General features: G+C 50.1%; 35 protein-coding genes. 17 read left to right on the plus strand and 18 right to left on the minus strand.

Going from position 1 to position 22,046, the window contains the following annotated elements; translation table 11 throughout:
- The first annotated feature begins 115 nt into the window (after positions 1–115).
- Both OGX89_RS12320 and cutC read left to right on the plus strand, forming a co-directional pair.
- Complete coding sequence (locus OGX89_RS12320) at positions 116–682, plus strand: VOC family protein (protein ID WP_003833855.1); 567 nt, start codon at positions 116–118, stop codon at positions 680–682.
- A 2-nt stretch (positions 683–684) separates the two neighbouring features.
- A complete protein-coding gene (gene cutC / locus OGX89_RS12325) occupies positions 685–1,431 on the plus strand; it encodes a copper homeostasis protein CutC (RefSeq protein ID WP_125112495.1) in 747 nt (248 codons plus the stop codon).
- 234 nt (positions 1,432–1,665) lie between these two features.
- Here cutC and cmoB read toward each other — a convergent pair whose 3' ends face one another.
- The 15 genes from cmoB to OGX89_RS12400 form a co-directional block, all read right to left on the minus strand.
- A complete protein-coding gene (cmoB, locus tag OGX89_RS12330; protein WP_125112494.1) occupies positions 1,666–2,634 on the minus strand; it encodes a tRNA 5-methoxyuridine(34)/uridine 5-oxyacetic acid(34) synthase CmoB in 969 nt (322 codons plus the stop codon).
- A complete protein-coding gene (cmoA, locus tag OGX89_RS12335) occupies positions 2,631–3,374 on the minus strand; it encodes a carboxy-S-adenosyl-L-methionine synthase CmoA (RefSeq protein ID WP_003034686.1) in 744 nt (247 codons plus the stop codon). Before cmoA ends, cmoB begins: the two co-directional genes overlap by 4 nt.
- Positions 3,375–3,414: 40 nt before the next feature.
- The gene (locus tag OGX89_RS12340) at positions 3,415–3,810 is read right to left on the minus strand and encodes an MAPEG family protein (protein WP_003833847.1); all 396 of its coding nucleotides are present in this window, start codon (positions 3,808–3,810) and stop codon (positions 3,415–3,417) included.
- A 52-nt stretch (positions 3,811–3,862) separates the two neighbouring features.
- Positions 3,863–4,633: a DUF72 domain-containing protein gene (locus OGX89_RS12345; protein WP_286560573.1), complete on the minus strand. Its 771-nt coding sequence runs from the start codon at positions 4,631–4,633 to the stop codon at positions 3,863–3,865.
- Positions 4,615–5,928, minus strand: a complete 1,314-nt coding sequence (locus tag OGX89_RS12350; RefSeq protein WP_286560050.1) for a tyrosine-type recombinase/integrase — start codon at positions 5,926–5,928, stop codon at positions 4,615–4,617. The genes OGX89_RS12345 and OGX89_RS12350 overlap by 19 nt, the downstream gene beginning before the upstream one ends.
- A gap of 55 nt (positions 5,929–5,983) precedes the next feature.
- Positions 5,984–6,220, minus strand: a complete 237-nt coding sequence (locus OGX89_RS12355; RefSeq protein ID WP_110497661.1) for an excisionase family protein — start codon at positions 6,218–6,220, stop codon at positions 5,984–5,986.
- 50 nt (positions 6,221–6,270) lie between these two features.
- Positions 6,271–6,834: a 3'-5' exonuclease gene (locus OGX89_RS12360; RefSeq protein WP_286560047.1), complete on the minus strand. Its 564-nt coding sequence runs from the start codon at positions 6,832–6,834 to the stop codon at positions 6,271–6,273.
- A gap of 1 nt (position 6,835) precedes the next feature.
- On the minus strand, positions 6,836–7,444 hold the full coding sequence (locus tag OGX89_RS12365; RefSeq protein WP_286560045.1) for a hypothetical protein: 609 nt from the start codon (positions 7,442–7,444) through the stop codon (positions 6,836–6,838).
- Positions 7,445–7,447: 3 nt separating this feature from the next.
- Positions 7,448–7,636 carry a diguanylate phosphodiesterase gene (locus OGX89_RS12370; RefSeq protein WP_275145831.1) on the minus strand — a complete coding sequence of 63 codons (189 nt, stop codon included), beginning with the start codon at positions 7,634–7,636 and terminating at the stop codon, positions 7,448–7,450.
- A gap of 1 nt (position 7,637) precedes the next feature.
- The gene (locus OGX89_RS12375) at positions 7,638–7,835 is read right to left on the minus strand and encodes a hypothetical protein (protein WP_094168743.1); all 198 of its coding nucleotides are present in this window, start codon (positions 7,833–7,835) and stop codon (positions 7,638–7,640) included.
- Entirely contained in the window at positions 7,832–8,086 is a 255-nt protein-coding gene (locus OGX89_RS12380) for a hypothetical protein (RefSeq protein ID WP_159137289.1), read from the minus strand. Before OGX89_RS12380 ends, OGX89_RS12375 begins: the two co-directional genes overlap by 4 nt.
- Entirely contained in the window at positions 8,083–8,259 is a 177-nt protein-coding gene (locus OGX89_RS12385) for a hypothetical protein (RefSeq protein WP_001253786.1), read from the minus strand. The genes OGX89_RS12380 and OGX89_RS12385 overlap by 4 nt, the downstream gene beginning before the upstream one ends.
- Positions 8,247–8,786, minus strand: coding sequence for an HD family hydrolase (locus OGX89_RS12390; RefSeq protein ID WP_200042800.1), 540 nt, complete (start codon positions 8,784–8,786; stop codon positions 8,247–8,249). Before OGX89_RS12390 ends, OGX89_RS12385 begins: the two co-directional genes overlap by 13 nt.
- A gap of 128 nt (positions 8,787–8,914) precedes the next feature.
- Positions 8,915–9,742 carry a YfdQ family protein gene (locus tag OGX89_RS12395; RefSeq protein ID WP_286560042.1) on the minus strand — a complete coding sequence of 276 codons (828 nt, stop codon included), beginning with the start codon at positions 9,740–9,742 and terminating at the stop codon, positions 8,915–8,917.
- Positions 9,743–9,798: 56 nt separating this feature from the next.
- The gene (locus OGX89_RS12400; RefSeq protein ID WP_001515608.1) at positions 9,799–10,170 is read right to left on the minus strand and encodes a YfdP family phage-associated protein; all 372 of its coding nucleotides are present in this window, start codon (positions 10,168–10,170) and stop codon (positions 9,799–9,801) included.
- A gap of 576 nt (positions 10,171–10,746) precedes the next feature.
- Here OGX89_RS12400 and OGX89_RS23885 point away from each other — a divergent pair.
- Positions 10,747–11,007, plus strand: coding sequence for a DUF1883 domain-containing protein (locus OGX89_RS23885; RefSeq protein WP_003826136.1), 261 nt, complete (start codon positions 10,747–10,749; stop codon positions 11,005–11,007).
- A gap of 343 nt (positions 11,008–11,350) precedes the next feature.
- On the opposite strand, the gene OGX89_RS12410 is transcribed toward OGX89_RS23885, so the two are convergent.
- Positions 11,351–11,977: a LexA family protein gene (locus tag OGX89_RS12410; protein WP_003826139.1), complete on the minus strand. Its 627-nt coding sequence runs from the start codon at positions 11,975–11,977 to the stop codon at positions 11,351–11,353.
- A 102-nt stretch (positions 11,978–12,079) separates the two neighbouring features.
- Here OGX89_RS12410 and OGX89_RS12415 point away from each other — a divergent pair, with 102 nt between their 5' ends.
- From OGX89_RS12415 to OGX89_RS12455, 9 genes are all read left to right on the plus strand, one after another.
- A complete protein-coding gene (locus OGX89_RS12415; RefSeq protein WP_003826141.1) occupies positions 12,080–12,307 on the plus strand; it encodes a Cro/CI family transcriptional regulator in 228 nt (75 codons plus the stop codon).
- 10 nt (positions 12,308–12,317) lie between these two features.
- Positions 12,318–12,869, plus strand: coding sequence for a YmfL family putative regulatory protein (locus OGX89_RS12420; protein WP_286560038.1), 552 nt, complete (start codon positions 12,318–12,320; stop codon positions 12,867–12,869).
- A 172-nt stretch (positions 12,870–13,041) separates the two neighbouring features.
- A complete protein-coding gene (locus OGX89_RS12425) occupies positions 13,042–13,221 on the plus strand; it encodes a DUF4222 domain-containing protein (RefSeq protein ID WP_003034732.1) in 180 nt (59 codons plus the stop codon).
- The gene (locus OGX89_RS12430) at positions 13,211–14,077 is read left to right on the plus strand and encodes a conserved phage C-terminal domain-containing protein (RefSeq protein ID WP_166465549.1); all 867 of its coding nucleotides are present in this window, start codon (positions 13,211–13,213) and stop codon (positions 14,075–14,077) included. Before OGX89_RS12425 ends, OGX89_RS12430 begins: the two co-directional genes overlap by 11 nt.
- Positions 14,074–15,393, plus strand: coding sequence for a phage N-6-adenine-methyltransferase (locus tag OGX89_RS12435; protein ID WP_166465548.1), 1,320 nt, complete (start codon positions 14,074–14,076; stop codon positions 15,391–15,393). The genes OGX89_RS12430 and OGX89_RS12435 overlap by 4 nt, the downstream gene beginning before the upstream one ends.
- Positions 15,390–15,776: a RusA family crossover junction endodeoxyribonuclease gene (locus tag OGX89_RS12440; RefSeq protein WP_003034741.1), complete on the plus strand. Its 387-nt coding sequence runs from the start codon at positions 15,390–15,392 to the stop codon at positions 15,774–15,776. Before OGX89_RS12435 ends, OGX89_RS12440 begins: the two co-directional genes overlap by 4 nt.
- 13 nt (positions 15,777–15,789) lie before the next feature.
- Positions 15,790–16,473, plus strand: a complete 684-nt coding sequence (locus tag OGX89_RS12445) for a phage antirepressor KilAC domain-containing protein (RefSeq protein ID WP_142710227.1) — start codon at positions 15,790–15,792, stop codon at positions 16,471–16,473.
- Complete coding sequence (locus tag OGX89_RS12450) at positions 16,470–17,465, plus strand: DUF968 domain-containing protein (RefSeq protein ID WP_142710226.1); 996 nt, start codon at positions 16,470–16,472, stop codon at positions 17,463–17,465. Before OGX89_RS12445 ends, OGX89_RS12450 begins: the two co-directional genes overlap by 4 nt.
- A gap of 14 nt (positions 17,466–17,479) precedes the next feature.
- Positions 17,480–17,848 (plus strand): antiterminator Q family protein, encoded by a 369-nt coding sequence (locus OGX89_RS12455; protein ID WP_198579279.1) that lies wholly within the window; start codon positions 17,480–17,482, stop codon positions 17,846–17,848.
- Between the two features lie 38 nt (positions 17,849–17,886).
- Here OGX89_RS12455 and OGX89_RS12460 read toward each other — a convergent pair whose 3' ends face one another.
- Both OGX89_RS12460 and OGX89_RS12465 read right to left on the minus strand, forming a co-directional pair.
- Positions 17,887–18,336, minus strand: coding sequence for a hypothetical protein (locus OGX89_RS12460; protein ID WP_125112476.1), 450 nt, complete (start codon positions 18,334–18,336; stop codon positions 17,887–17,889).
- A gap of 18 nt (positions 18,337–18,354) precedes the next feature.
- Positions 18,355–19,302 (minus strand): hypothetical protein, encoded by a 948-nt coding sequence (locus OGX89_RS12465; RefSeq protein ID WP_125112475.1) that lies wholly within the window; start codon positions 19,300–19,302, stop codon positions 18,355–18,357.
- Positions 19,303–19,554: 252 nt separating this feature from the next.
- On the opposite strand from OGX89_RS12465, the gene OGX89_RS12470 reads away from it, so the two are divergent.
- From OGX89_RS12470 to OGX89_RS12490, 5 genes are all read left to right on the plus strand, one after another.
- Positions 19,555–20,052, plus strand: a complete 498-nt coding sequence (locus tag OGX89_RS12470; RefSeq protein ID WP_000423994.1) for a hypothetical protein — start codon at positions 19,555–19,557, stop codon at positions 20,050–20,052.
- 444 nt (positions 20,053–20,496) lie between these two features.
- A complete protein-coding gene (locus OGX89_RS12475) occupies positions 20,497–20,775 on the plus strand; it encodes a phage holin (protein ID WP_016150433.1) in 279 nt (92 codons plus the stop codon).
- Positions 20,747–21,295, plus strand: a complete 549-nt coding sequence (locus tag OGX89_RS12480) for a lysozyme (RefSeq protein ID WP_115601849.1) — start codon at positions 20,747–20,749, stop codon at positions 21,293–21,295. The genes OGX89_RS12475 and OGX89_RS12480 overlap by 29 nt, the downstream gene beginning before the upstream one ends.
- Positions 21,292–21,807, plus strand: a complete 516-nt coding sequence (locus OGX89_RS12485) for a DUF2514 domain-containing protein (RefSeq protein ID WP_142710296.1) — start codon at positions 21,292–21,294, stop codon at positions 21,805–21,807. The genes OGX89_RS12480 and OGX89_RS12485 overlap by 4 nt, the downstream gene beginning before the upstream one ends.
- On the plus strand, positions 21,804–22,034 hold the full coding sequence (locus OGX89_RS12490) for a hypothetical protein (RefSeq protein WP_000990801.1): 231 nt from the start codon (positions 21,804–21,806) through the stop codon (positions 22,032–22,034). The genes OGX89_RS12485 and OGX89_RS12490 overlap by 4 nt, the downstream gene beginning before the upstream one ends.
- Positions 22,035–22,046: the final 12 nt, after the last annotated feature.

The raw sequence follows: 22,046 nt of genomic DNA on the forward strand, positions 1-22,046 counted from the left end.
ATAAACAATGCAATGGCGTAAATTTATTCATGATGTGTTCGGAGAAAACAGCGGTTGGATGGCGCAGCGCAACAGAGTAAATTAGCGACTTTGAACATGGATATGAGCTTTTAATATGGCGAACTGGCAAACCGTTGCAGAACTACAGGATATTTCTGCAGATTTACCGCATTTCACGCAGGCATTAACGGAACTTTCTACCCGTCTTGGGCTGGATATCACAGGCCTGGAAGCCGATCACATTTCCTTGCGTTGCCATCAAAATACCACCGCAGAGCGCTGGCGTCGTGGGTTTGAACAGTGCGGTGAATTGTTGTCAGAAAACATCATTAACGGCAGACCAATTTGTCTTTTTAAACTGCATGAGCCGGTTTGTGTGCAACATTGGCAATTTTCCATCGTCGAACTGCCGTGGCCGGGCGAAAAACGCTACCCACATGAAGGCTGGGAACATATTGAAATTGTTCTGCCGGGAGAGGCGGAAACGCTGAATGCGCGCGCGCTGGCGCTGCTTTCCGATCACGGTCTGAGTCAACCGGGCATATTTGTGAAAACCAGCTCGCCAAAAGGAGAGCGTGAGCGTTTACCGAATCCGACGCTGGCGGTTAGCGATGGCAGCGTGACGATAAAATTCCATCCGTGGTCGATTGAAACCATTGTGGCAAGCGAACGTCAGGAGTGAGCATGGCTATACTGGAAATCTGCTGTTACAGCATGGAGTGCGCGCGCACGGCGCAGCAAAAAGGCGCGGATCGTATTGAACTATGCTCGGCACCCAAAGAAGGGGGCTTAACGCCGTCACTGGGCGTCTTGCGTTCCGTTCGCCAGCACATTTCGATTCCCGTCAATCCCATTATTCGCCCACGTGGAGGCGACTTTTACTACACCGAAGGTGAATTTGCTGCAATGCTGGATGATATTGCGATGGTCAGGGAACTGGGATTCTCAGGGCTGGTGACCGGCATTTTAGATGTGGATGGCAATGTCGATATGCCGCGCATGGAGAAAATAATGATCGCCGCCGGTTCGCTGCAAGTCACTTTTCATCGGGCCTTTGATATGTGTGCTAACCCACTCAATGCGCTTAAAAAATTAGCTGAGCTGGGCATCGCCAGAGTACTCACTTCAGGGCAAAAATCAGATGCGGCGCAAGGTTTAACAAAAATAATGGAACTTATTGCGCAGCCCGGTGCTCCAATCATTATGGCCGGAGCGGGGGTTCGCGCCTCGAATTTGTCCCTGCTCCTTGATGCTGGAGTGCAGGAAGTCCACAGTTCTGCCGGAGTATGGCTGGCTTCACCAATGCGTTATCGCAATTCGGGGTTGTCGATGTCTTCGGATGCGCAGGCGGATGAGTATTCGCGCTATGCGGTAGACGGGACGGCGGTTGCTGAAATGAAAGCAATCATTGCACACCATCAGGCCAGCTGATTTTACCGTTGCATCATGTCGCCCAATATGATGCTTGCTCGTACCAGGCCCCTGCAATTTCAACAGGGGCCTTTTTTTATCCTTCATATTTCAAGCCGCAGCAGCGTTGGCCGCCTCGCGCACCCCGGTCACGTAGTTATCTACGCTCCCGGGGATTTTCTGCGTTGCCGCCTTGCTGCAACTTGAACTATTTTGGAGAAACGGTGCTATACGTAACGGTCATTCGGCAATCTATTACGGCTTACGCGCAATCAATACTGCACGTAATGGGGCGGGGTAGCCTTCCACCGTTTTGCTGTGGTCGTTCGGATCGAGGAAGTCGGCCAGCGACTCGGTTACCATCCACTCGGTGCGGCGTTGCTCTTCGGTGGTGGTGACGCAGACATCGGCGATGCGCACATCAACAAAACCACATTTTTCCAGCCAGTTTTTTAGCGCCAGCGCAGACGGAATAAAGTAGACGTTACGCATCTGCGCGTAGCGATCGCCCGGCACCAGTACGGTATTTTCATCACCTTCGACGACCAGCGTTTCCAGCACCAGTTCGCCATCTTTAACCAACTGATCTTTTAACTGCCACAGGTGTTCCAGCGGCGAGCGGCGGTGATAAAGCACGCCCATGGAGAACACAGTGTCAAAGGCGTTGAGCGCTGGAAGTTGCTCAATACCCAGCGGCAGCAGGTGAGCACGCTGGTCATTGCCCAGCAGTTTACGCACCGCCTCAAACTGGCACAGGAACAGTTGCGTAGGATCGATGCCAACCGCCAGATGCGCCCCCGCGCCAATCATGCGCCACATGTGATAGCCACTGCCGCAGCCGACGTCAAGAATGGTCCGCCCGGTGAGATCAGACAAGTGCGGCAGGACACGATCCCATTTCCAGTCGGAACGCCATTCGGTATCGATGTTGACGCCGTACAGCGAGTACGGTCCTTTACGCCATGGCATCAGGTTCCGCATCAGGGTGTCGATGCGTTTAAGCTGGCCTTCGCTGAGCGGTTCTTTACTTTCTGCGGTAACGCTGTGTAGTAAGTCCAGACGATGCGGCATCAGCTCGGGCAGAAACTCGACGGCGTTTGACCATTGCTTAAAAAGACCGTGCTGATCGCGCTGCCAGGCAGCGATTTGCGCCGGAAGCGTTTCCAGCCAATGGGACAGATGATTTTTGGCAATCAACTGATAAAAGTTACCAAAATCGATCATGCGCTAACCTCAGCTTTCAACGCCACCAGAGAGCCAAAGTTGAAGCACTGGAACCACAATTCGCTGTGCTCAAAGCCGGCCTGATGCAGTCGCGCTTTGTGCGTTTCTACCGAGTCGGTCAGCATCACGTTTTCCAGCATGCTGCGTTTCTGGCTAATTTCCAGTTCGCTGTAGCCATTGGCCCGTTTAAAGTCGTGGTGCATGTTGAACAGCAACTCGCCAACGTTAGCGTCTTCGAAACTGAATTTTTCAGACAGCACCAGCGCGCCGCCGGGATTCAACCCTTGATAAATCTTATCCAACAATGCCTGGCGCTCAGGTGGCTCAAGGAATTGCAGGGTAAAATTCAGCACCACCATCGAGGCGTTTTCGATAGTAATGTTGCGAATATCGCCTTCGACAACCTCAACCGGGGTCGGTGCCTTATAGGCATCAATATGACGACGGCAGCGCTCAACCATCGCCGGGGAGTTATCGACGGCAATAATTTTGCAATTCTCGTGATGAATATTGCGACGCACCGAGAGCGTCGCCGCGCCCAGAGAACAGCCCAGATCGTAGACCTGCGTGTTGGGTTGTACGAAACGTTCGGCCAGCATGCCAATCATAGATATGATATTGGAATAGCCAGGAACGGAACGCTGGATCATATCCGGGAAGACTTCAGCTACCCGTTCATCAAAGGTCCAGTCACCCAGACTGGCGATAGGCGCAGAAAAAAGCGTGTCGCGGTGAGACATAACGTAAAAATCCGGGAAAAATAAAGTGGCGTATTGTGCGCTAATGCAGGGAGAAAACCAACTCCCAGGGCATATACCAAAGATTCGCCAGCACCATTAGCAACAGCGAACACCAGGTTGCGCTCATGCCCGAACGGCGCCAGCGGAATAGTCGGTGGTGGAATCCGTAATAATGCATCAGACGTCCGGCAATCAACATCAGCCCGCAAATATGCACCATCCACGTCTCTGCGCCGTTCATTTCCATAAATAACAGCAGCACTAATGCGACGGGAATATATTCCACTGCATTACCGTGAATGCGGATAGCGCTTTGCAGCTCGCTAAAACCTCCATCGCCATAGGCAACGCGGTATTGCATGCGCAGGCGAACGACGTCAAAGGAGAACTTTATTAACAATAACGCACCCAATACGGCATAAAGCGCGCTTACCATACAAACTCCCTTTTTAAATGGCTGCTGGCATTGACTATGATAGGTGGCATTTTCAGAAAAGAGAAGATTGCTGTGGAATAGAGGGGGCTGATCCGATCTCTGGCAGAGCACTGTGTAAATCTGCCCATAGCGTATCAACAAGCTCCGGGGCTTGCGCGATGTCCGGCGTATGCAAAAACAGATACGGCGTCGTGTTGCGTTGCCATAGCGGCAGCTTGGTCAGCCAGACGGCAAAAAGGGCGCTGTTTTGTGCCATATCATCGCTACCGATAAAGCGTACCATCGGATGGTTTGCCGTCACCACAACATGCACCGGAACCTTCGGTTTTTTGCGCTGAGCGTCACGTATTGCTTCAGTATGTGGGATTGCGGCATGCACCGGGCGGCTGTCCAGAATCACCCGGTTTACTCCACGCTCGTGTAAACCGCGATTAAATAGCTGTTCGGCTTCGCCTTTGGCAAAGAAGTCTGGATGGCGAACTTCCACACCGTAGGTAAAGGGGTTCGGGAGCGCATCGAGAAACTGCCACAGGGCAGGCAGGTCGCGTGGGCTAAAGGTCGCGGGTAATTGCAGCCAGTATTGTCCAATGCGCGATTCCAGCGGCGACATACGCGTAAAAAATTCCTGTACCAGGTCATCACAATTACGCAGCGCGGCCTGGTGCGAGATGGTCGCCGGAAACTTAAAACAAAATCGAAACGCATCGGTGGTCTGTGCCTGCCAGCGGGCAACAATATCGGCTTTAGGCAGCGCATACAGCGTGGTATTGCCCTCCACGCAGTTAACATGTCGGGTATGTTGGGTTAACTGACTGATTTTAATAGTCCTCTGCTGTTTGTTTGTGGCCTATGGGGCATCAATGGGGCAAAATCTGCCAGCTTCTGATTCAGCATTGCGATCTGCTCTGCGCTGCTGTCAGCCATCCATGCACCGTAAACATTGAACACCATTTGTGCGCTCGCATGCCCCATCTGACTGGCAATAAAACTTGGGTTTGCACCAGCAGATAATGACCAGCACGCGTAAGTGTGGCGCGACTGGTAAGCTTTTCGATGCCTGATCCCCGCCTTTTTTAGCCCTGCGTCCCATGAGTCACCAAACGAATCCACCTTGTAGATAATCCCCACATCCTTACTTCGACGGACTATCTTAGGGTTAAAGACAAATGTACAGCTGTGCTGCGTTGTTCGACCATATTCACGCAATTGCACGTTGATGTGATACTGCTGCCCGAGTCTAGTCATTTCCATCTGATTCCTTAACGCATCGATGGCTGGCTGAATGAGGTGTATCAATCTATCCGTACTGGCGTCCGTTTTCGGTAGTGTGAACTCGCCCAGTTTTGTATAATTACGGCGAATTGTTATTGTACCCGCTTCAAGGTCTATATCTTCCCATGCCAGGGAAACCAGTTCTCCGTGACGAACACCTGTGTACACCGCCAGTGACCACATGTTTTTCGTCTGCTGATGCCGGCACGCATCTATCAGACGGATGAATTCATCACGGCTGAGCGGATCTGGCTCCACCCTGGCCCTTTTTAATGGCTTTATTCCATCAAAGGGATTTGCCTTTATGTACCCATTATCGGCGGCGAACTGGAACATTCCGGCGATAGTCGTCATGTAGTAATTGACGGTGACCGCGCTCCGGCCCTTAACAGGGATCCTGCCCTTTGCCGCGCACTGATAACCCATCAAAAGCTCTTTCCTGATGTACAGCAACTCTTCTTTCTCAATCGCTGTCACCAGTCGGGTAGCCCCGATCAGCGGTACAACAACTGCCACGACCGACTCGTACCGTTTGTGCGCGTTCGCGCTGATTTCCATCTTTTTCAGATCCAGCCACTTCTCTTCGAGTTCTTTCACTGTGATTTCTTTCTTGCCCAACCCAAAAATTTTAAGGTTAGGTGAATCTGGAAACCGTTCAGCATAATCAAAGCTTCCCGTGCGGATGGCAAAGCATACCGACACCCGCAGTTCCCCGGCGATCTTCCTGTTCTTAGCGGTGTCAGGGACACCGAGGTTTTCCCTGACGCGCTTACCTTTAAAATTAAACCAGATGCGCAGACTGCCACCGTGGTTTTCGACGCCTGTTGGATATGTGATTTTATCCATTAATACCTCCAGACGCCCAAGAGCGATACGAGCTTACCTTTTTCATGGCGTCAAATCATCCTGGCTGCTTGCTTTTCATTGAGGCGACCCAGGCATCTACAGCCTTTCTGTTATACATGCACTCACTGGAAGGTTTTGGATTCCCATCAGGTGATACGTGGATATACTCCCTCCCAACCATCCAGCATTCTTTTCTGGCCCGGAGGATGGTACCGGGTTTGAGCCCGGTAACCGCGATAAGAACGCTTTCACAAACCCACTCGTTGGGGGCTAACTGTAGAACATTGCTCATAGTTATCTCTCCATACAGCCCGGCTGCACCCGGGCTTACATATTTATAAATTATTGCTGGTGGGGCAGTAGACGTAGCCAAATTGCTGAAACGTATTTGGCCTGGTGGCGGGCATCGGCCAGTGCGTTATGTGCAACCCCATCGAATGGCATATCTCGCTTAGGATCGAAACCCACAACTCTGCCTAATGTGACGATGGTTCTTACGTCGTGATCGTTCCAAAATTGCCACGGGCAAACCTGGCCGGCGCGCTCATATGCGCCGCGCAATATAACGTTGTCGAAAGTAGCTCCATTGCCCCAAACCTTTAAATATTTTGGGTTATCAGAATGCCGGTTAATGAAATGGCTCAGTTCAGATAGGGCAGATGATATCGGCATCGCATCATCAACACAGATTGCTGATCGTGCTTCTGAGCTTTGTCTTAACCACCACAGAATAGTGTCACCATCCGGCACCGCTCCCTGCTCCATAGCGCTTTCAAGATTAACAGCGGTGTAAAACTCCTGACCCAGTTCACCGCTTTGCGGATCGAAAAACACGGCACCAATGGAGACGATAGGGGCATTCGGTTTTTTGCCCATGGATTCGAGGTCGATCATTAAATTGTTCACGTTATACATTCTCCTGCTGCGGTGCTGCTGCGAAATGTTCGACACCTTTAGCCCAAATAGCTTTGATGGTCGTCCATGTGACAGGAACGGTGATTTCAATTCTTCCGCTTCCGTCGCAGGTTTCGCAATCATCATCACCAAAACACTCTGGGCAGTTTATAAATTTCGTTTCTGAAAACTCACCGGACAGCACTCTTTTTGCGCCGTTCTCAGCGGTTAGTTTCTTCGGGACCAGCACGTAACCATCCTGAGTTACCGGAGAGTTGCCAGCCTGAGCAGTAGGCGTGTTCATGTGGTTATTCCATGAGCCAATTTCGTCAGTCGCTTGGCGGTGAACGTAAAGCGGAATCACAGCATCTCCCATTGGCTGAGACAGGCACTTAAGATGAAGCTCACCCATCTTGGCATAAGCCAGAGTTTCCTCAGCGGCATAAAGCACAGGCTCAGCACCAAACACTGCTATAGCCCCATCAATCACCTTCACAGCATCAGCCATTGCGTAGCCGAGATTACCGCCATCGCTTTGTTCTGCTGCTTTGCTGAGTATTTCGCTTATGTGGTGCAGGCGATCGAGTGATACAGGACCGTTCGCCGGGTGGTTAGTTGTCATGGGTTAGTCCTCCACGCTGATATCAACGGAAACTTTCATTTTCCCGGCAGAAACTTCAAAACCGGTGACATCCGCATTAAGCATGTACTCAGAGATAACCAGAGCAAGAAGTTTAAGTTTTGCGTCAGTATCGTTACCGTTCAGTTCTTCCAGGAGCTCGATTACCGGCTCCATATGATCACCCATCTTCATCTCACTCCCCCTTCACGCCAATGCCCGCGATAAATCGCGATGGTGACCAATCGCAATATGTGTCAGATTCAGTGTGGCCGAACATGGCTTTACAGCGCCGGATGTGATGGCAGTTACCGCACGTAGCGCCAGCAGGTAGCCGCATCTTGTCAGGGTCAGCGGGGTCATAGTTCAGCGCCTGTTTGTTGAGTGCTGTCATTGGGCTGCTCCCTGTCTTGCGCTATTCAATAGCTGATTAAACAACATGGTTAGGCTGTTACTGCATCCAAACGGCATATCGTTAACACGGTATGTTGGAATGCCTTTGCGAACACCAGACTTCATGATCCGGCCGGTGCCATAGAGTTGCGATAATGCGCCAGCGACTGCGGGTGTCTTTTTGTTCATACCTTTGGCGATTTCACCGCTGGTGGTATTCGGATGAGCCTGGAGATATTCAAATACGGTCATGGCGTTTTACCTTTACGTTCCTGTTCCAGTTGCACCAGAGACTCTTTTAATGCTGCGAACGTAGCGTCCAGTCTTGTGGCGACTTCGCGCATAAGCGGTGCATGCTTTGGTGGCAGTTCAGCAACGGAGGCAAAAGCCTCCGCAACGAGTTCTTTTACCTTCATGCGGCGCATTGGCGCAGCTCCGCCAGTTCGTTAAAGCGGTTCATGAACAGGCCATAGGCTTGACCAGGACGGAGAGGGATAACCTGAACGAGATCAGAGCAGGGAATACCTTCGAGAATTTCCCACTTCGAACCGTCATCGATTTCCAGATCACGGCGCTCGGTGGCTAACATGGTTAGATCGGCATATTTCACGACAGCAGCTTGTTCAAGAGAGATACCGAATTTAAAGCGGATAAGACCATCAATATAAGTTTCCATGCGCTGGTAGTCAGGCAGTAAGGCTTTGAGCGGGGCTGGAATATCCTGGCAATATGCCTCCGCAGCGTCGTGCATCAGCGCTTCAAAGGCGAACTCTGGCGGCACAATCTGGCTTACAAGCACAGAGTGCTGGGCCACGCTGTAGAACTCTGGCAGATGCCCAGCGAATCGACAGATGTTGGAAAGAGCAGTCGCGATATCCTCAACATCGATATCGTCGATTGTGGCGGTCAGGTAGTTAAATTTTTTACCGGATAATGTCTGAATGTAGCTCATGGTTTTCTCCATATTGTCACGCTGCACCGCGCAGATTTTGGTTGCACGAATTCCTCGCCGGATGGCGATAATTAATGGAATTACGCTTCAATAAATCCCCGCGGCGCCGGGGATTTAATGCAGAGCAATTAGGCTTTAAAGTTACCGATGAAAGTTTCCACTGATTCACCTTCGAACTTGCTGATCAGCAAATCGCGGAATTCGTTGGCGATCGCTTCTTCCTGGGCTTCCAGTTGGACGATACGCAGAACAAAGCACGGCTCATCACCAGTCAGCAGGCTGTTACGCAGACTAAAGCGGCGCTCGCCAAGCCCTTCATACGGCACACACTTGAACTCGAACGCCACCGGCATGACATCTTTGCTGCTGGCTTCGACGCTTTGCATGAGTGAACGTTTACCTGCGAAGTCACCCGTTTCATGATCCTGCTGGGTTGCCTGCTGGATAGTGATACGGCGTACAGCCTGGGCGGCCTGGGAAATCTGCATCGTATTGCCATCAGCATCAAACGCCAGCAGGTAATCGCTCCAGTCTTCCAGCCATTCAGCGATTTGCTTTTGCTTCAGACGTTGACCGTCGATCTGCAGTAGCGCGCGGAACGGGGCGGTTTTCTTCAGGGTGATCGAAGCAACGTTATCGGCGTGACCGGGATTATCCAGGGTGCCGATGTTGAACACTGAACGGGCGGTCATGTTGTCAGCGTCAATAAAGCAACGAGCTGGCTCACTGTCGCTGGCGTAACCTTTAGAATAACGTGCGAAGTCGTCAATACTGGTTGTGGTCATGGCGCCACGAAAGCGGAAACGCTCCAGAGAAAAGCGCTCGAGGCTTTCAACGCCAGTACCCTCTGGCAGTAATGCGGTCGGGCAAGCCAGGCCATGAATATCATTCAGGTGATAACCGGAAAGAACCAGGTCTTTGACCTGCTTGAAGGTACCGCTGTCTAACTGAGACATAAAAATTCCTTATTAACTGATGATCAAAGTGGTATCAGTGAGTTTGTTGTTGCGGATCACTGAGCCGCTTTAAGCTTTCCATCCACCGCGCCAGTGATCCCGAACAGCTGACCCTGATCTTCCTGCAGGATGGTTAGCTTCCCGCCTTTGTTGACCCACATCGGGGTTTCGGTTGTGTCCTCTTCTGAGGCTTTACCACGCGGTGTTGGGGTGCTGTAGTTCAGCTTGTGCTTGATCTTGACGCGCTTCTCTTCAACGGAATTACCCATGCGCTCAAAATCAAATGTGAGGACTACTTTGCCTTTGTTGCCGTTGTTCAGAACGCCAAGCGCGGTGGTATTAAGTGCTGCCGCGATTTTGTTCATGAACACGCCGGCATCCAGTTCGCCAAGAAAATCTGGCACTACGGTCATGCGGTCATTACTCATGGTTTTACCCTCGTTAAGGCGGCTGCAACCGCCGAACTTTCTCCATACACAACAGAGAAGGGCACCTGCATTTGTAGGCGACTGCAACCGCCATCCTCTTGCCCGGGTGGATTGGGTTATGAGCCCGTCGCCCGGTGATGCCCTTTTCTGTTGCGTAAAAAGGGCGGTACCGAGGTAGAACATTATCTTCGTCCCCCTTGCATAAGGTTGAAGACCCTGGTACCGCCAAGACTACACACAGCAATAAGGTTGTGGCGCCAGATGCTTATCTTCTGGTTACCTCTAAGGGTTGCACTTCACCACAACGAAGAGAGCACTGCCGGTGTCCGAATCGAACGAACCTTTTCCCTGCCCAACCCTCCCAACCGAATGGGACTGTCTGGAATCGAACCAGCACTTATGCCTTGCTCGTCAATGCTCTCGTCGTTGCGCCCTGAAAAAGGCTGGCGGTTACCGGACAAACGGGAAAACACCGGGCCGCCAGAACAGGGAGTTACTTGTTATTGCTTTGGCCTGCTTTTAACCACATCAGGCGTGGTGGTATCCTTTAAGCCCCTACAACAAAAAGGAATATTCATGTCACATATACATAGCCGAGAACATATGGATGATGGAAATGTTGTTACTGTCCAATGTTCACATCAGATAAATGTTTTACTCATGGACGATTCAAATTACAGCTCTTACAAACGTGGTGGTCGTTGCACCTATTACGGTGGTTTCTATGAACGATTTCCTGCCAATATTGCAGTTCCGCACTCAGGCTTCTGGAATGTGGTGCTAGCCCTTCCCGCCGGTCATCGTGCAAATATCAGATACTCCATTAACGTCATCTGATAGCAGTATTTGGCCTTTCGCCTGAGTGCATGCACTCTCAAGGGCGGTAATGATTGTTTGTTGTGTACCGTCCTTTAAAAAACACATATCCGTTATGTTCTGCTGGTTGGTGGTATCGTAAGACCAGAGCAGTTGGTCATTATCATCTAGGCATTCAACCTTCATTTTTTGTCTCCCAGTCATCCGCGAATCATCCGGTTATTCATATGCCACCGGCGGCTACTTCGTGGGCGTCCTGCCTGTTCGCTGTTGATGAACAAAATCTAACTTAACTTAGCTTTTAGATCAAGAAAAAACACCAAACTATTCTTAGCCTGATGTTAAGAGGAGGGTTAGAGGTGGGTTAAAGCTCGTACTGAACGCCTTTGACAACGCCGATGATCAGGCAATTACCGTTAATCGAAATGTTTGGATAGCGTGGATTTAAGGGAACTAAGAACTTTTGAGGCCCATCGATGACAAGTTTTTTTACAGTAGCCTCGTTTGTCCCATCAAGCCTGGCTACGACTATCTTTCCATGAATTGGCTCTGCATCTGGATCTACTATGACTGTTGCCCCTTCAGGGATTGTTGGGAGGCCATTAGGGTTTGTCATCGAATCACCTTTAACCTCCAATGCAAAGGAGCTATCCCCTATCCGGAGTGATGTCTCTATCCACTTATCTACTTCGCTGAAAACTTCTGCTGCTTTACATTCTGTAAACTGTCCAGCCTGAACCCAGGATATCACCGGAATCCTTCGCATCTTGGTTATCAGATTGCCTTCAAATTCAGTGCCATAAAGTATGTAATCAATTGATGTGTTGAAATACTTCGCAAGTTTCGCAAGTGACTCGCCGCCTGGCACATTAACGTCTTTTTCCCAATACCCAACCGCCACATCACTAACACCGCAGAACTTACCCAGTTCTTTCTGCGAGGTTTTGGTTATGCGCCTGAGAGCTTTGATGCGCTGACCGACAGTTTCCATTTGAACACCATAAATAAATTAAAAGGCTAAGCAATCTTAGTTTTTATTGACCAAAGTTAGATTGGTTATTAATATCTAATCAAACTTAGCTAAGGAGGCGTTATGACAACCGATGATATTGAAAACTACTTCGGCAGTACTGAGAAGGTTGCCGAATTTTTTGGAATCACAAGCGAGGCTGTTTACCAGTGGCGTAATAGAACTGGTCGCCTTATCCCAAAAGGGCGTGCAGCTGAAGCAGCCTATCGGACCGGGGGGAAATTGGTTTTTCATCCCGACCTTTACGAAAAGCGTAGCGATGCTTCAGTAAAACTCAAACCACAGGAATAAGGGGGTAGCTGTGGGTAACGAACCTATTTGGAAAGTCGAACGCCAGCCAGCCTGGCTGGTTGCGGCGATAAAAAAAACGATCACCGATCTACATGGCGGTTATGCCGAGGCGGCGGAATGGTTGGGCGTGACAGAGAACGCATTGTTTAACCGCCTTCGTATTGATGGCGACCAGATCTTCCCGCTGGGCTGGGCAATGGTTTTACAACGTGCTGGTGGTTCAACCCATATCGCTGATGCCGTTGCGCGCCATTCTCAGGGCGTATTTGTACCGCTGGCAGATGTCGATGATCTGGATAACGCCGATATAAATCAGCGCCTGATGGAGTCCATCGAATGGATAGGCCGTCATTCGAATTTTGTACGTAAAGCCACGGCTGATGGGGTAATTGACGCAGATGAGCGTGCTCAGATTGAGGAAAACAGCTATCAGGTTATCGCGAAGTTCCAGGAGCACATAACGCTTCTTTATCGAGTTTTTTGTGTCGCTGAAAAGAGTGACGCCCGCGAGTGTGCAGCTCCGGGCGCCTTGGCGAACAACTCTTCGAGTATGGAGAAATAATCCGCATGAGCAGTTTAACGGCTTTTAACCGTCTACCGCAACCCTGGATGATCCCGGTTTCGGGTACTCCGTTGTTTCGGTATGAACGCAGATTATCAAACCGCTGGGTTCCGTGTAACCACAGTAGGGCGGTTTCAATTGTGGGGGTCTACAACCGGAGGACAAAAAGCCTGTGCGCGAACTTAACCGAAGGTTCAAAGACCACCGCGGAGTGCCAGTCCGTGTTATCCGCTGGGAGCCAGAAACACAGCGCGTTATCTATCTGCGTGATGGCTACCCACACGAATGCTTCAGCCCACTTGAGCATTTCAGGCAAAAGTTCAGGGAGATAACGGACGATCATGAGCACTAAATTAACCGGCTACGTATGGGATGGTTGCGCGGCGTCGGGCATGAAGTTGTCAAGTGTTGCGATCATGGCCCGTCTCGCTGATTTCAGCAGCGATGAGGGCGTGTGCTGGCCGTCCATTGAAACTATTGCTCGCCAGCTTGGCGCAGGGCCGAGCACGATCAGAACTGCAATCGCAAAGCTTGAAAAAGATGGCTGGCTCACGCGTACACAGCGCCGTAATGGTAACCGTAATGCTTCGAACGTGTACCGACTGAATGTGGCGAAACTTCAGGCTGCCGCATTTTCTCAACTGTCAGATTCTGACACGTCAAAATCTGACGCATCAAAATTTGACGCCTCAAAAACTGACCCGTCGAAATCTGGCAAAAACGGAGGTTTTGACCCGTCAGAATCTGGCGGGGATCCGTCAGTAAAATCAAAACAAGATCCACAAGTAACTTCAAAACCCTCTTGTCCGGTTGCGGCGCAACCCGACCCTGAGGTTGTGATTACTGATCAGGCCAGACAGGTTTTGTCTTACCTGAATCAGACTACTGGCTCACGCTACCAGGTATGCAGCACGTCGCTGGAGAATATTCGCGCCCGTCTTCGGGAACAATTCACGGTTGATGATCTGTGCCTTGTGGTGGATTACAAAAATGCCGATTGGCGTGATAGCGAGCAGGCGCAATATCTCCGCCCGGCAACTCTGTTTATTCCAAAAAACTTCCCTGGTTACCTGCAAAGCGCGACCAAATGGTCCAGTGCTGGGCGGCCTGAACGAGTTAACGGCAAATGGGAGACTAACTCAGCCAGCCGCGCAAACTTCCAGAGTGTTGATTACTCACTGCCAGAAAATTCGGGGTTCCGTTCATGATGACAAATAAATATTGCCTAGCGCTGTCGGCACTGCGTAGCCAACCAGCCCACGAATTGAAAGAAGTTGGCGATCAGTGGCGGACACCGGATCTGCTTTTTTGGGGGATCAACGCGCTATTTGGTCCATTAGTTCTGGATTTGTTTGCTGACGACGACAACGCGAAATGCCCGGCATGGTACACCGCCGAAGATAACGCGCTGACGCAGGACTGGTCTGAACGTCTGGCTGAACTGGGTGGCGCTGGCTATGGCAACCCACCGTATAGCCGTTCGCAGTACCACGAGAAGCAGGCGATCACCGGCATGACGCACATCATGAACTACGCAGCAGCCCAGCGCGAGAAGGGCGGTCGCTATGTATTCCTGATAAAAGCCGCGCCGAGTGAAACGTGGTGGCCGGAAGATGCCGATCACATTGTATTCATTCGCGGGCGCATTGGGTTCGATCTGCCTGTGTGGTTTGTACCTGCTGACGAAAAACAGAAACCCACCAGCGCGTTTTTTGCCGGTGCCATAGCTGTATTCGATAAGTCATGGCGTGGCGAGCGGTTCAGCTATATCAACCGCACAGAACTGGAGGCAAAAGGGCGGGCGTTTATGGCTTTGGCACAATTTGCTGCCAGCAAGTCTCAACCTGTAACTGCCAGACCTCCTGCAGCTGATAAGCCAGAAGCAGAGTTGCCACTCACCCAGAAAGATATTTTTGCTATCAGCGGTGTCGAGGCGTGGGCATGCGTTAGAGCTGCGTTTGGCGATAAAGAAGAATACACATTCAGTGAATCGAAGTTTGGGCATACCTGGGCGGCGGATTCTGTCGAAGCACCGGAATTCACTCAGGTATCACCTTTAACGATCGACAAAGCGAAGCTGCTTATTCGTGAGAGTATTTTGTTCGGTGTGGATGAGTGGCTGTTGTCGATTGAATTCGATGACGCTGCTGTGCGCCTGGATATGTCGGAACGTATTCGCACTGTTGCCCTTGAAGCATCCGGTGAATATGGCATGAACAGCACTGACTTCATTGCAGCCATGGGAAGCCTGGATGTTTCCAGTTGGTCCAATATTCGCCAGATCCGCATGCACATTCGTGAGAAAGCTAAACCAGTATCGGATCCGCTTCCCGAGTCCCGTATCTGGCCGCTGGAGGTTAGAATTGTATTCGACCAGGTGGATGGTGCTGACATGCTGGATGAGTCACTGCAACACAAGCTGAAAGCCAATATCAATCAACTCTGGCTGGAGCGGACTGCCACCAGCGAAATCATTACTGCTGCTTCTGAACTTGTTCGCATTATGCGGGGAGAGGCTGCGTGAAACTGGTCCTGCCTTTTCCTCCGAGCGTGAACACTTACTGGCGCGCCCCTAACAAGGGGCCGCTGGCCGGTCGTCACCTCATTAGCGCTGATGGCCGTAAATACCAGAGCGCTGCCTGCGTGGCGATCATTGAGCAATTACGACGTCTCCCGAAGCCATCGACTGAACTGGCAGCGGTAGAAATCACTCTGTACCCGCCGGATGCGCGCCGCCGGGATATCGATAATTACAACAAAGCCCTGTTTGACGCGCTGACGCATGCGGGTGTCTGGGAAGACGACAGCCAGATTAAGCGCATGCTGGTGGAATGGGGACCCGTAGTGCCGAAAGGTCGGGTAGAGATAACGATCAGCAGATATGAACCGGCGGGTGCAGCCGCCTGATATGGAGAAAAGTATGAGCCAATTAGCAACAACAGCATTAACCATGTCCAGCAGCGATATTGCTGAGCTGGTGGAATCACGACATGACCATGTTAAACGGTCCATTGAACGCCTGGCAGAGCGCGGTGTTATTGAACTCCCCCCAATGGGGGAAGTTAAAAATCACCTCAATCAGTCGGTATCGGTTTATCTGATAGGGAAGCGGGACAGTTATATCGTTGTCGCGCAGCTGTCGCCGGAGTTTACCGCGCGTCTGGTTGATCGCTGGCAGGAGCTTGAGCAGGCACAGCAGCAGACGATTCCTCAATCATTCTCTGAAGCCCTACGTCTTGCAGCTGACCTTGCAGAACAAAAACAGCAGTTGACTAACGAACTGGCTGCCGCGGCGCCGAAGGTAGCGTTTGTTGATCGGTACTGTACAGCCAGTGGGTCAATGTCATTCCGCCAGGTGGCAAAACTGCTTAAGGCCAAAGAGCCCGATCTGCGGTTATTCCTCCTTGAGAACGACATCATGTATCGCCTTGGCGGAACGATGACCCCACGGCATCAGCATATTGATGCGGGCCGTTTTGAAGTGAAAACCGGCACATCCGTAACCTCAAACCATGCATTCAGCCAGGCACGTTTCACGCCGAAAGGCGTGCGCTGGATTGGTGGACTGTGGGCAGAACACATTGCCAGGGGGCAGGTCGCGTGAGAGCTCTGCTTACCCCCGAGATCGCCCATCGTATGGGGATTGTGCTGTTCCGTCCTGGTGCGGAACTGATGCACCTCTTCATGCGTGGTCGCGTTCTGCTCGAGCCTGAACCAGAAGAAATGTCGTCATTCAGTACTGGGGCTGTTCCGGCAGCCATTCAGCCGCTGGCTGATGATCCGGTAATGCGGCAGGTCTTCGGGAATGAGCGGGTTATTCAGCGTGCCGGTGGGCTTCCTTCCCTTGAGCAATGGTTGAGTACCCGGTTTGAATGCCAGTGGCCACATTCATCATGGCACGACAAGAACTTCACAACAATGCGGCACCCACCAGGAAGCATTCGCCTGTGCTGGCATTGCGATCACACTTTGTCGGGGCAGCATACCGAACAGCTTGCAGGTATAGCGGCAGGAAACCTGGTATCCTGGATTCTGGAAGTCATTCGGCGTGATTCTGGTTTTCCCGAGTCGCATATCCTGACGCTTCCGGAACTGTGCTGGTGGATGGTCAGAAACGACCTAGCTGATGTTATTCCGGAAAGCGTTGCGCACAAAGGGCTGCGCCTTCCGGATGAGAAGATCCGTTCTGTCATGAGGGAAAGCGACATAGTGCCTTCCTCGTCAGCAACCAGACTCGTGCAGGAGAAGGCGAAGAAGATCCTCACGCTCTCTGTTGATCCGGAGTCTCCAGAGTCTTTTATGCTCAGGCCAAAACGTCGCCGCTGGATAAATGAGACGTACACCCGCTGGGTTAAAACACAACCCTGTGAGTGTTGCCGACGGCCAGCAGATGATCCGCACCATATCGTAGGGCACGGTATGGGTGGTACAGCAACAAAAGCCCATGACCTCTTCGTGATCCCTCTGTGCAGAGAGTGCCACGACGAGTTACACGCCGATGTACCGGCATTCGAGCAGAAGCATGGTACGCAGCTTGAGCTGCTACTGCGTTTTATGGATCGGGCGCTGGCGATCGGTGTAATTGCGAAAGCTTAAGTGTATGGAGAAAAGTGATGCGTGATATTCAAATGTTACTTGAAAGATGGGGCGGGTGGGCTGCCAGTGATAGTTCTGGCGTGGACTATTCTCCTATAGCTGCAGGATTTAAGGGGCTGTTGCCGCAAACAGGTAGATCCCGACCGTCATGTACTGACGATGATGCGCTGATCATCGAAGGTTGCCTGGCGCGATTGAAAAGCCGGAAACCATATGAGCATTCACTGCTTGTAGCTCACTATCTGTATGGAATATCCAAGAGGAAGATCGCAAAAGTGCGTAAAAAAGATGAGAAATTGATACGGATCGAGATACAGATGGCTGAGGGGTTTATTGATGGCTGCCTTTCAATGTTGGATGTAAGGCTTGATATGGATGAATAACTAATTGTTAACATTATGCCCCGTGTAGGGGCCTAATGTTACAAGTGAGGGAAAATTCTACGCAGCACTAACCAACACCTACCAAATGTGCAAAGTGAAAGGAGCAGCGAAGACAATCCTAACAGGAGAAATAAAAAATCAATTGGTTGAGCAAAGACCTTAACATCCTCTGGTAAGAACATAGCGATCAGTGGAAACAAGCAGGCCAAAATCAGCGTCAACCCTGTTGATAGCAAGCGATTTATCAATGTTGGTAATATATTATTCCTTTTGAGGGCGTTAATGGCCCCATCTTTGTCACTATCTGCGCTACTGAATATAGATATAGCGGCGAGAACAAACCCAAAAAGAATTCCTGAAATTGTCGAAAGCACACCTGCTGTAGTTAACACATCAGCATGTTTCATAGGCTTAAACAGTTTTGTCGCTGCATAAGTAATCAGAACTAAGAGGACCACTTTCCAAAAAAGAGTTAGAAATTCTCTCATTTTGTCCTCCCTTTTGCGTTACTGGTTTTTTTTTGCAAGCTCATACTGTGCAAGGTAATTTGCATTATCAATTTTAGCAGATATCATCGCCGTCCTGATATCAGAATCAGAAGGATAGCCGCTTTTTACTACTATAGTTTTCGAGCCTATGAGCACTTGATCAAGTAGGCTTTTTGGCGCTGTATCTGATGGTTCTGTTACATCAATTTTCTTGATGTTTAGCCCGCCAGAGCCTTTGGGGAATAGTTCAAGCAGTTCTTTAATAGCATCAGTAACTGATGATTTAAGATAGTTGAAGCCTGCTCTTTTGGGACGAATGCGACCGCGCATGTTAAGTCTCAGGTGTGAACCGCCCATACCAACCACCATATCAATGATGTCATTAGTAAGGTCATTCTTAATCTGATAATTAGCTTTATTGAAATTTCTTGGCGCTGCGACAGTGAGGTCAAAACTGCGAAGGATGTTCCCATCTTCAAGAAGTTCCTTCATGCTCTCGTGCTTCCAGATAGCCTCGAATGTAACATTTTTCATTTGTGTCTTGTTGTACAAAATGAAAGATAAATCATTCACTTTGGGGCCTAAATGGTTGAGAGTCATTGCTAGTAAATCTGTTTCAAAGTAGTAAATAAAATATGTCCGTTCTACTACTGAATCTTTATCGCTAAGCGGTATCGTTCGCTCGCTTCCTGTGGTGCCATCCTCGATAAAAGGTAAGAGACAATCACGCCTCCACGAGACATACCCAAAATAACTCTGCTGCTTATCATCCTTTTCAAGAATGACAAGTTTTAAACCGCGGTTTTGGGTTTCTGCTGTCACCACTAAAGGGAATGTAATCGGAGTCGTGTTTGTCATTTGCTCGAATGCAAGTTTCGCTGTAGACAGACCGTCTTTTTTACTTCCATTTCCAGTGAAAAAGCCAACTCTTACGCGACGAGTTTTCTTCTTATCTTCTGTAGTCATTATCAATCCGATGAGAATTTCTGATAAACGGACGAAAAATACTATAAATAATTGAGAAGATCATTAGCGCGGTCCGCAAAAAGTGATGTAACGTGTTAAGAGTGGTCACTTCGACACACAGCTTAACAATCGAAGCCCTGCCAGAAATGGTGGGGTTTTTGTTTTTCGCACTCAGTGTAAGTGAAATATAACCATGTGCTTTCAGGGTGAGTTACTATGCAGATTCCTTTCAAAAGTTGTCTGGAGAGTGGCATGGAATTAACATTTAAGGATCTGAAAGAAAAACGCACTAAACTGGTCGAGGCGCAATGGAAGTTACAGGATAAACTTCAGGAGAAGGCGAGCGAACTACTACGAGAGTATTCAGGTTCTCTTGATCTTACATCTCGTGAGTGGACTGGTTCTGACGGAACAAGATGGCCTTATGTGGACATTGGTATTTGGGAGGAGGAGGGGAAGTTCTTTCCTGTCTTAATCCCCCAACTCAATATGGACAGCCGTTACCACTTGAATTTCGTGATTGCAACCACTCTTGATGATTCTCCGCTAACAGGTGGCTACAGGCAGGGCGTAAGCATCTCACTCTGGTATGAGAACTCATCATTTTATGCTGAAGTAGGCTCAGGAGACGACGTCTCCCGTTTTTCTGTCTCATCTCAGCTGGGTGGATTTTATCAGGTATGCAACGCTATTAAGGCGTTAATTAGCTCTTCTATGGATCGCGCCATGCCAGATATTCCAGCGAATTAATAAAGCATAAACATCTTTCAGGGCTATGCAAATGCACGGCCTTTTCTATATCCCGTTGTGAAATGTTCGTGAGGCATGGGTTGTCAGCCAAAGGATCACCGGGAGACACCCGGCACCACGCATCCATTATTGCATAGCAAAAAGGCTCACAACGGTGGAACTTTTAGCAGGGCGAAAAAAAGCCCGCATTGGGTTGCGGGCATAACAGAGAACAAATAGCTAATATTCAAGTTGTCTTTCATCAACTTGTCAGAAGAATTTAACCTTAAGAAAAATTGATGTAAAGACAATATTGATTTCTGGTTACAGGCTGCGCATTTGCGTGGCCTTTTCTATTTCAGGCTCACGGGAATCATCCGCTACGTGCTTTGTTGATAAATCCAGCCCGTGAAGCCTGACCTTTTCATCACACACAGCGCCATCCGAAAAATCGGAGGTGAGGCTATGACCAGAATGAGCACCATTTACAGCAGACTTTCATATGGATCAGGAACCACGCTTGCCGGCTGCGGTGTATCAGCGAAGGCATATGCCGAAACAGCTAAAACAGCAAAAGAGGTGTCCTGGATGTTGGCCGACAGAATTGCAGGGTTAAGCCTGAGCGACTGGGCAATTATTGTCGGTATCGCATGCACCGTTATCACCTGTGCAGTGAACTGGTATTTCCGCTGGAAAGAACGGGAGGATCGGCGCAATGGCTATGCCACCAAAGCTGAAGAATAAACTGAGTGCAGCGGTCGTTGGTTTAATTCTTGCGGGGGCTTCCGCGCCCGTGATTCTCGATCAGTTTCTGGATGAGAAAGAAGGCAACAGTCTGACCGCATACAAGGATGGCTCCGGCATCTGGACTATTTGCCGTGGCGCCACGATGGTTGATGGTAAGCCAGTAGTTCAGGGCATGAAGCTGTCTGCTGAGAAATGCGATCAGGTAAACGCCATTGAGCGTGATAAGGCACTGGCGTGGGTTGACCGAAATATCAAAGTACCACTGACCGAACCACAGAAAGCCGGGATCGCGTCTTTCTGCCCATATAACATCGGTCCCGGAAAATGTTTCCCATCTACGTTCTATAAGCGAATAAATGCTGGCGACCGTGAAGGTGCCTGTGAAGCGATCCGCTGGTGGATAAAAGACGGTGGTCGCGATTGTCGTCTGACCAAAGGGCAGAAGAACGGTTGCTATGGTCAGGTTGAACGGCGAGACCAGGAAAGCGCGTTGACGTGCTGGGGGATAGACCAGTGAGCCTGCGCTATCAGTTCATTGTTATTTTGTTGCTGGTGGCCGTTGCATTCTTCGCGGGTAGTGTATGGAGCAGCCGCGGTTGGGAAAAGAAGTGGGCCGAGCGTGACAGCGTAGAATCATCGCAAACAGCGAACGCACAGACCGCCGCTCGCATGATTGAACAAGGGCGTATTATTGCCCGTGATGAGGCTGTAAAAGATGCACAAGCACAAGCCGCTAAATCCGCTGCCACTGCTGCTGGCCTGTCTGCCACTGTTAACCAGCTGCGTACCGAAGCAACAAAGCTTGCCACTCGCCTGGACGCCGCAAAGCACACCGCAGATCTTGCCACTGCCGTCAGAAGCAAAACAGCCGGAGCCGACGCCGCAGTGCTCGCCGACATGCTCGGACGCCTTGCAGAAGAAGCTCGATATTATGCTGAGCGATCTGACGAAAGCTACCGGGCAGGAATGACGTGTGAGCGCATTTACGACTCAGTGAGGCAGTCAAACAACAACAGGGTTAGAAGATGAACGCAGAAAACCTAAGTGAAGCGTATTACCTCAATAACGATATAAAAGAACTACAACTTCAGAAAAGCATACTGGAAAGTGGTGCCGGACTTGGTGTGACAATCCAGTCTACCTATCAGGATAACGCCTTTCTTGATGCCATACGCCCGCATGCAGTGGCTGAACTTGATCGCCGTATTGTGGAGAAGAAAAAAAACCTCTCCACTCTGGGTGTTACATTCTCTTAAATGAGAACAACA

Source organism: Citrobacter sp. Cpo103, from assembly GCF_030332605.1.
GTDB classification, from domain to species: domain Bacteria; phylum Pseudomonadota; class Gammaproteobacteria; order Enterobacterales; family Enterobacteriaceae; genus Citrobacter; species Citrobacter portucalensis.

Bases quoted from the DNA above. Each gene is read 5' to 3' on its own strand.
- OGX89_RS12320 (WP_003833855.1), top strand. From the start codon at position 116: ATGGCGAACTGGCAAACCGTTGCAGAACTACAGGATATTTCTGCAGAT.
- cutC (WP_125112495.1), top strand. From the start codon at position 685: ATGGCTATACTGGAAATCTGCTGTTACAGCATGGAGTGCGCGCGCACG.
- cmoB (WP_125112494.1), bottom strand. From the start codon at position 2,634: ATGATCGATTTTGGTAACTTTTATCAGTTGATTGCCAAAAATCATCTG.
- cmoA (WP_003034686.1), bottom strand. From the start codon at position 3,374: ATGTCTCACCGCGACACGCTTTTTTCTGCGCCTATCGCCAGTCTGGGT.
- OGX89_RS12340 (WP_003833847.1), bottom strand. From the start codon at position 3,810: ATGGTAAGCGCGCTTTATGCCGTATTGGGTGCGTTATTGTTAATAAAG.
- OGX89_RS12350 (WP_286560050.1), bottom strand. From the start codon at position 5,928: ATGGATAAAATCACATATCCAACAGGCGTCGAAAACCACGGTGGCAGT.
- OGX89_RS12355 (WP_110497661.1), bottom strand. From the start codon at position 6,220: ATGAGCAATGTTCTACAGTTAGCCCCCAACGAGTGGGTTTGTGAAAGC.
- OGX89_RS12365 (WP_286560045.1), bottom strand. From the start codon at position 7,444: ATGACAACTAACCACCCGGCGAACGGTCCTGTATCACTCGATCGCCTG.
- OGX89_RS12370 (WP_275145831.1), bottom strand. From the start codon at position 7,636: ATGAAGATGGGTGATCATATGGAGCCGGTAATCGAGCTCCTGGAAGAA.
- OGX89_RS12375 (WP_094168743.1), bottom strand. From the start codon at position 7,835: ATGACAGCACTCAACAAACAGGCGCTGAACTATGACCCCGCTGACCCT.
- OGX89_RS12380 (WP_159137289.1), bottom strand. From the start codon at position 8,086: ATGACCGTATTTGAATATCTCCAGGCTCATCCGAATACCACCAGCGGT.
- OGX89_RS12385 (WP_001253786.1), bottom strand. From the start codon at position 8,259: ATGCGCCGCATGAAGGTAAAAGAACTCGTTGCGGAGGCTTTTGCCTCC.
- OGX89_RS12390 (WP_200042800.1), bottom strand. From the start codon at position 8,786: ATGAGCTACATTCAGACATTATCCGGTAAAAAATTTAACTACCTGACC.
- OGX89_RS12395 (WP_286560042.1), bottom strand. From the start codon at position 9,742: ATGTCTCAGTTAGACAGCGGTACCTTCAAGCAGGTCAAAGACCTGGTT.
- OGX89_RS12400 (WP_001515608.1), bottom strand. From the start codon at position 10,170: ATGAGTAATGACCGCATGACCGTAGTGCCAGATTTTCTTGGCGAACTG.
- OGX89_RS23885 (WP_003826136.1), top strand. From the start codon at position 10,747: ATGTCACATATACATAGCCGAGAACATATGGATGATGGAAATGTTGTT.
- OGX89_RS12410 (WP_003826139.1), bottom strand. From the start codon at position 11,977: ATGGAAACTGTCGGTCAGCGCATCAAAGCTCTCAGGCGCATAACCAAA.
- OGX89_RS12415 (WP_003826141.1), top strand. From the start codon at position 12,080: ATGACAACCGATGATATTGAAAACTACTTCGGCAGTACTGAGAAGGTT.
- OGX89_RS12430 (WP_166465549.1), top strand. From the start codon at position 13,211: ATGAGCACTAAATTAACCGGCTACGTATGGGATGGTTGCGCGGCGTCG.
- OGX89_RS12435 (WP_166465548.1), top strand. From the start codon at position 14,074: ATGATGACAAATAAATATTGCCTAGCGCTGTCGGCACTGCGTAGCCAA.
- OGX89_RS12445 (WP_142710227.1), top strand. From the start codon at position 15,790: ATGAGCCAATTAGCAACAACAGCATTAACCATGTCCAGCAGCGATATT.
- OGX89_RS12460 (WP_125112476.1), bottom strand. From the start codon at position 18,336: ATGAGAGAATTTCTAACTCTTTTTTGGAAAGTGGTCCTCTTAGTTCTG.
- OGX89_RS12465 (WP_125112475.1), bottom strand. From the start codon at position 19,302: ATGACTACAGAAGATAAGAAGAAAACTCGTCGCGTAAGAGTTGGCTTT.
- OGX89_RS12470 (WP_000423994.1), top strand. From the start codon at position 19,555: ATGGAATTAACATTTAAGGATCTGAAAGAAAAACGCACTAAACTGGTC.
- OGX89_RS12475 (WP_016150433.1), top strand. From the start codon at position 20,497: ATGACCAGAATGAGCACCATTTACAGCAGACTTTCATATGGATCAGGA.
- OGX89_RS12480 (WP_115601849.1), top strand. From the start codon at position 20,747: ATGGCTATGCCACCAAAGCTGAAGAATAAACTGAGTGCAGCGGTCGTT.
- OGX89_RS12490 (WP_000990801.1), top strand. From the start codon at position 21,804: ATGAACGCAGAAAACCTAAGTGAAGCGTATTACCTCAATAACGATATA.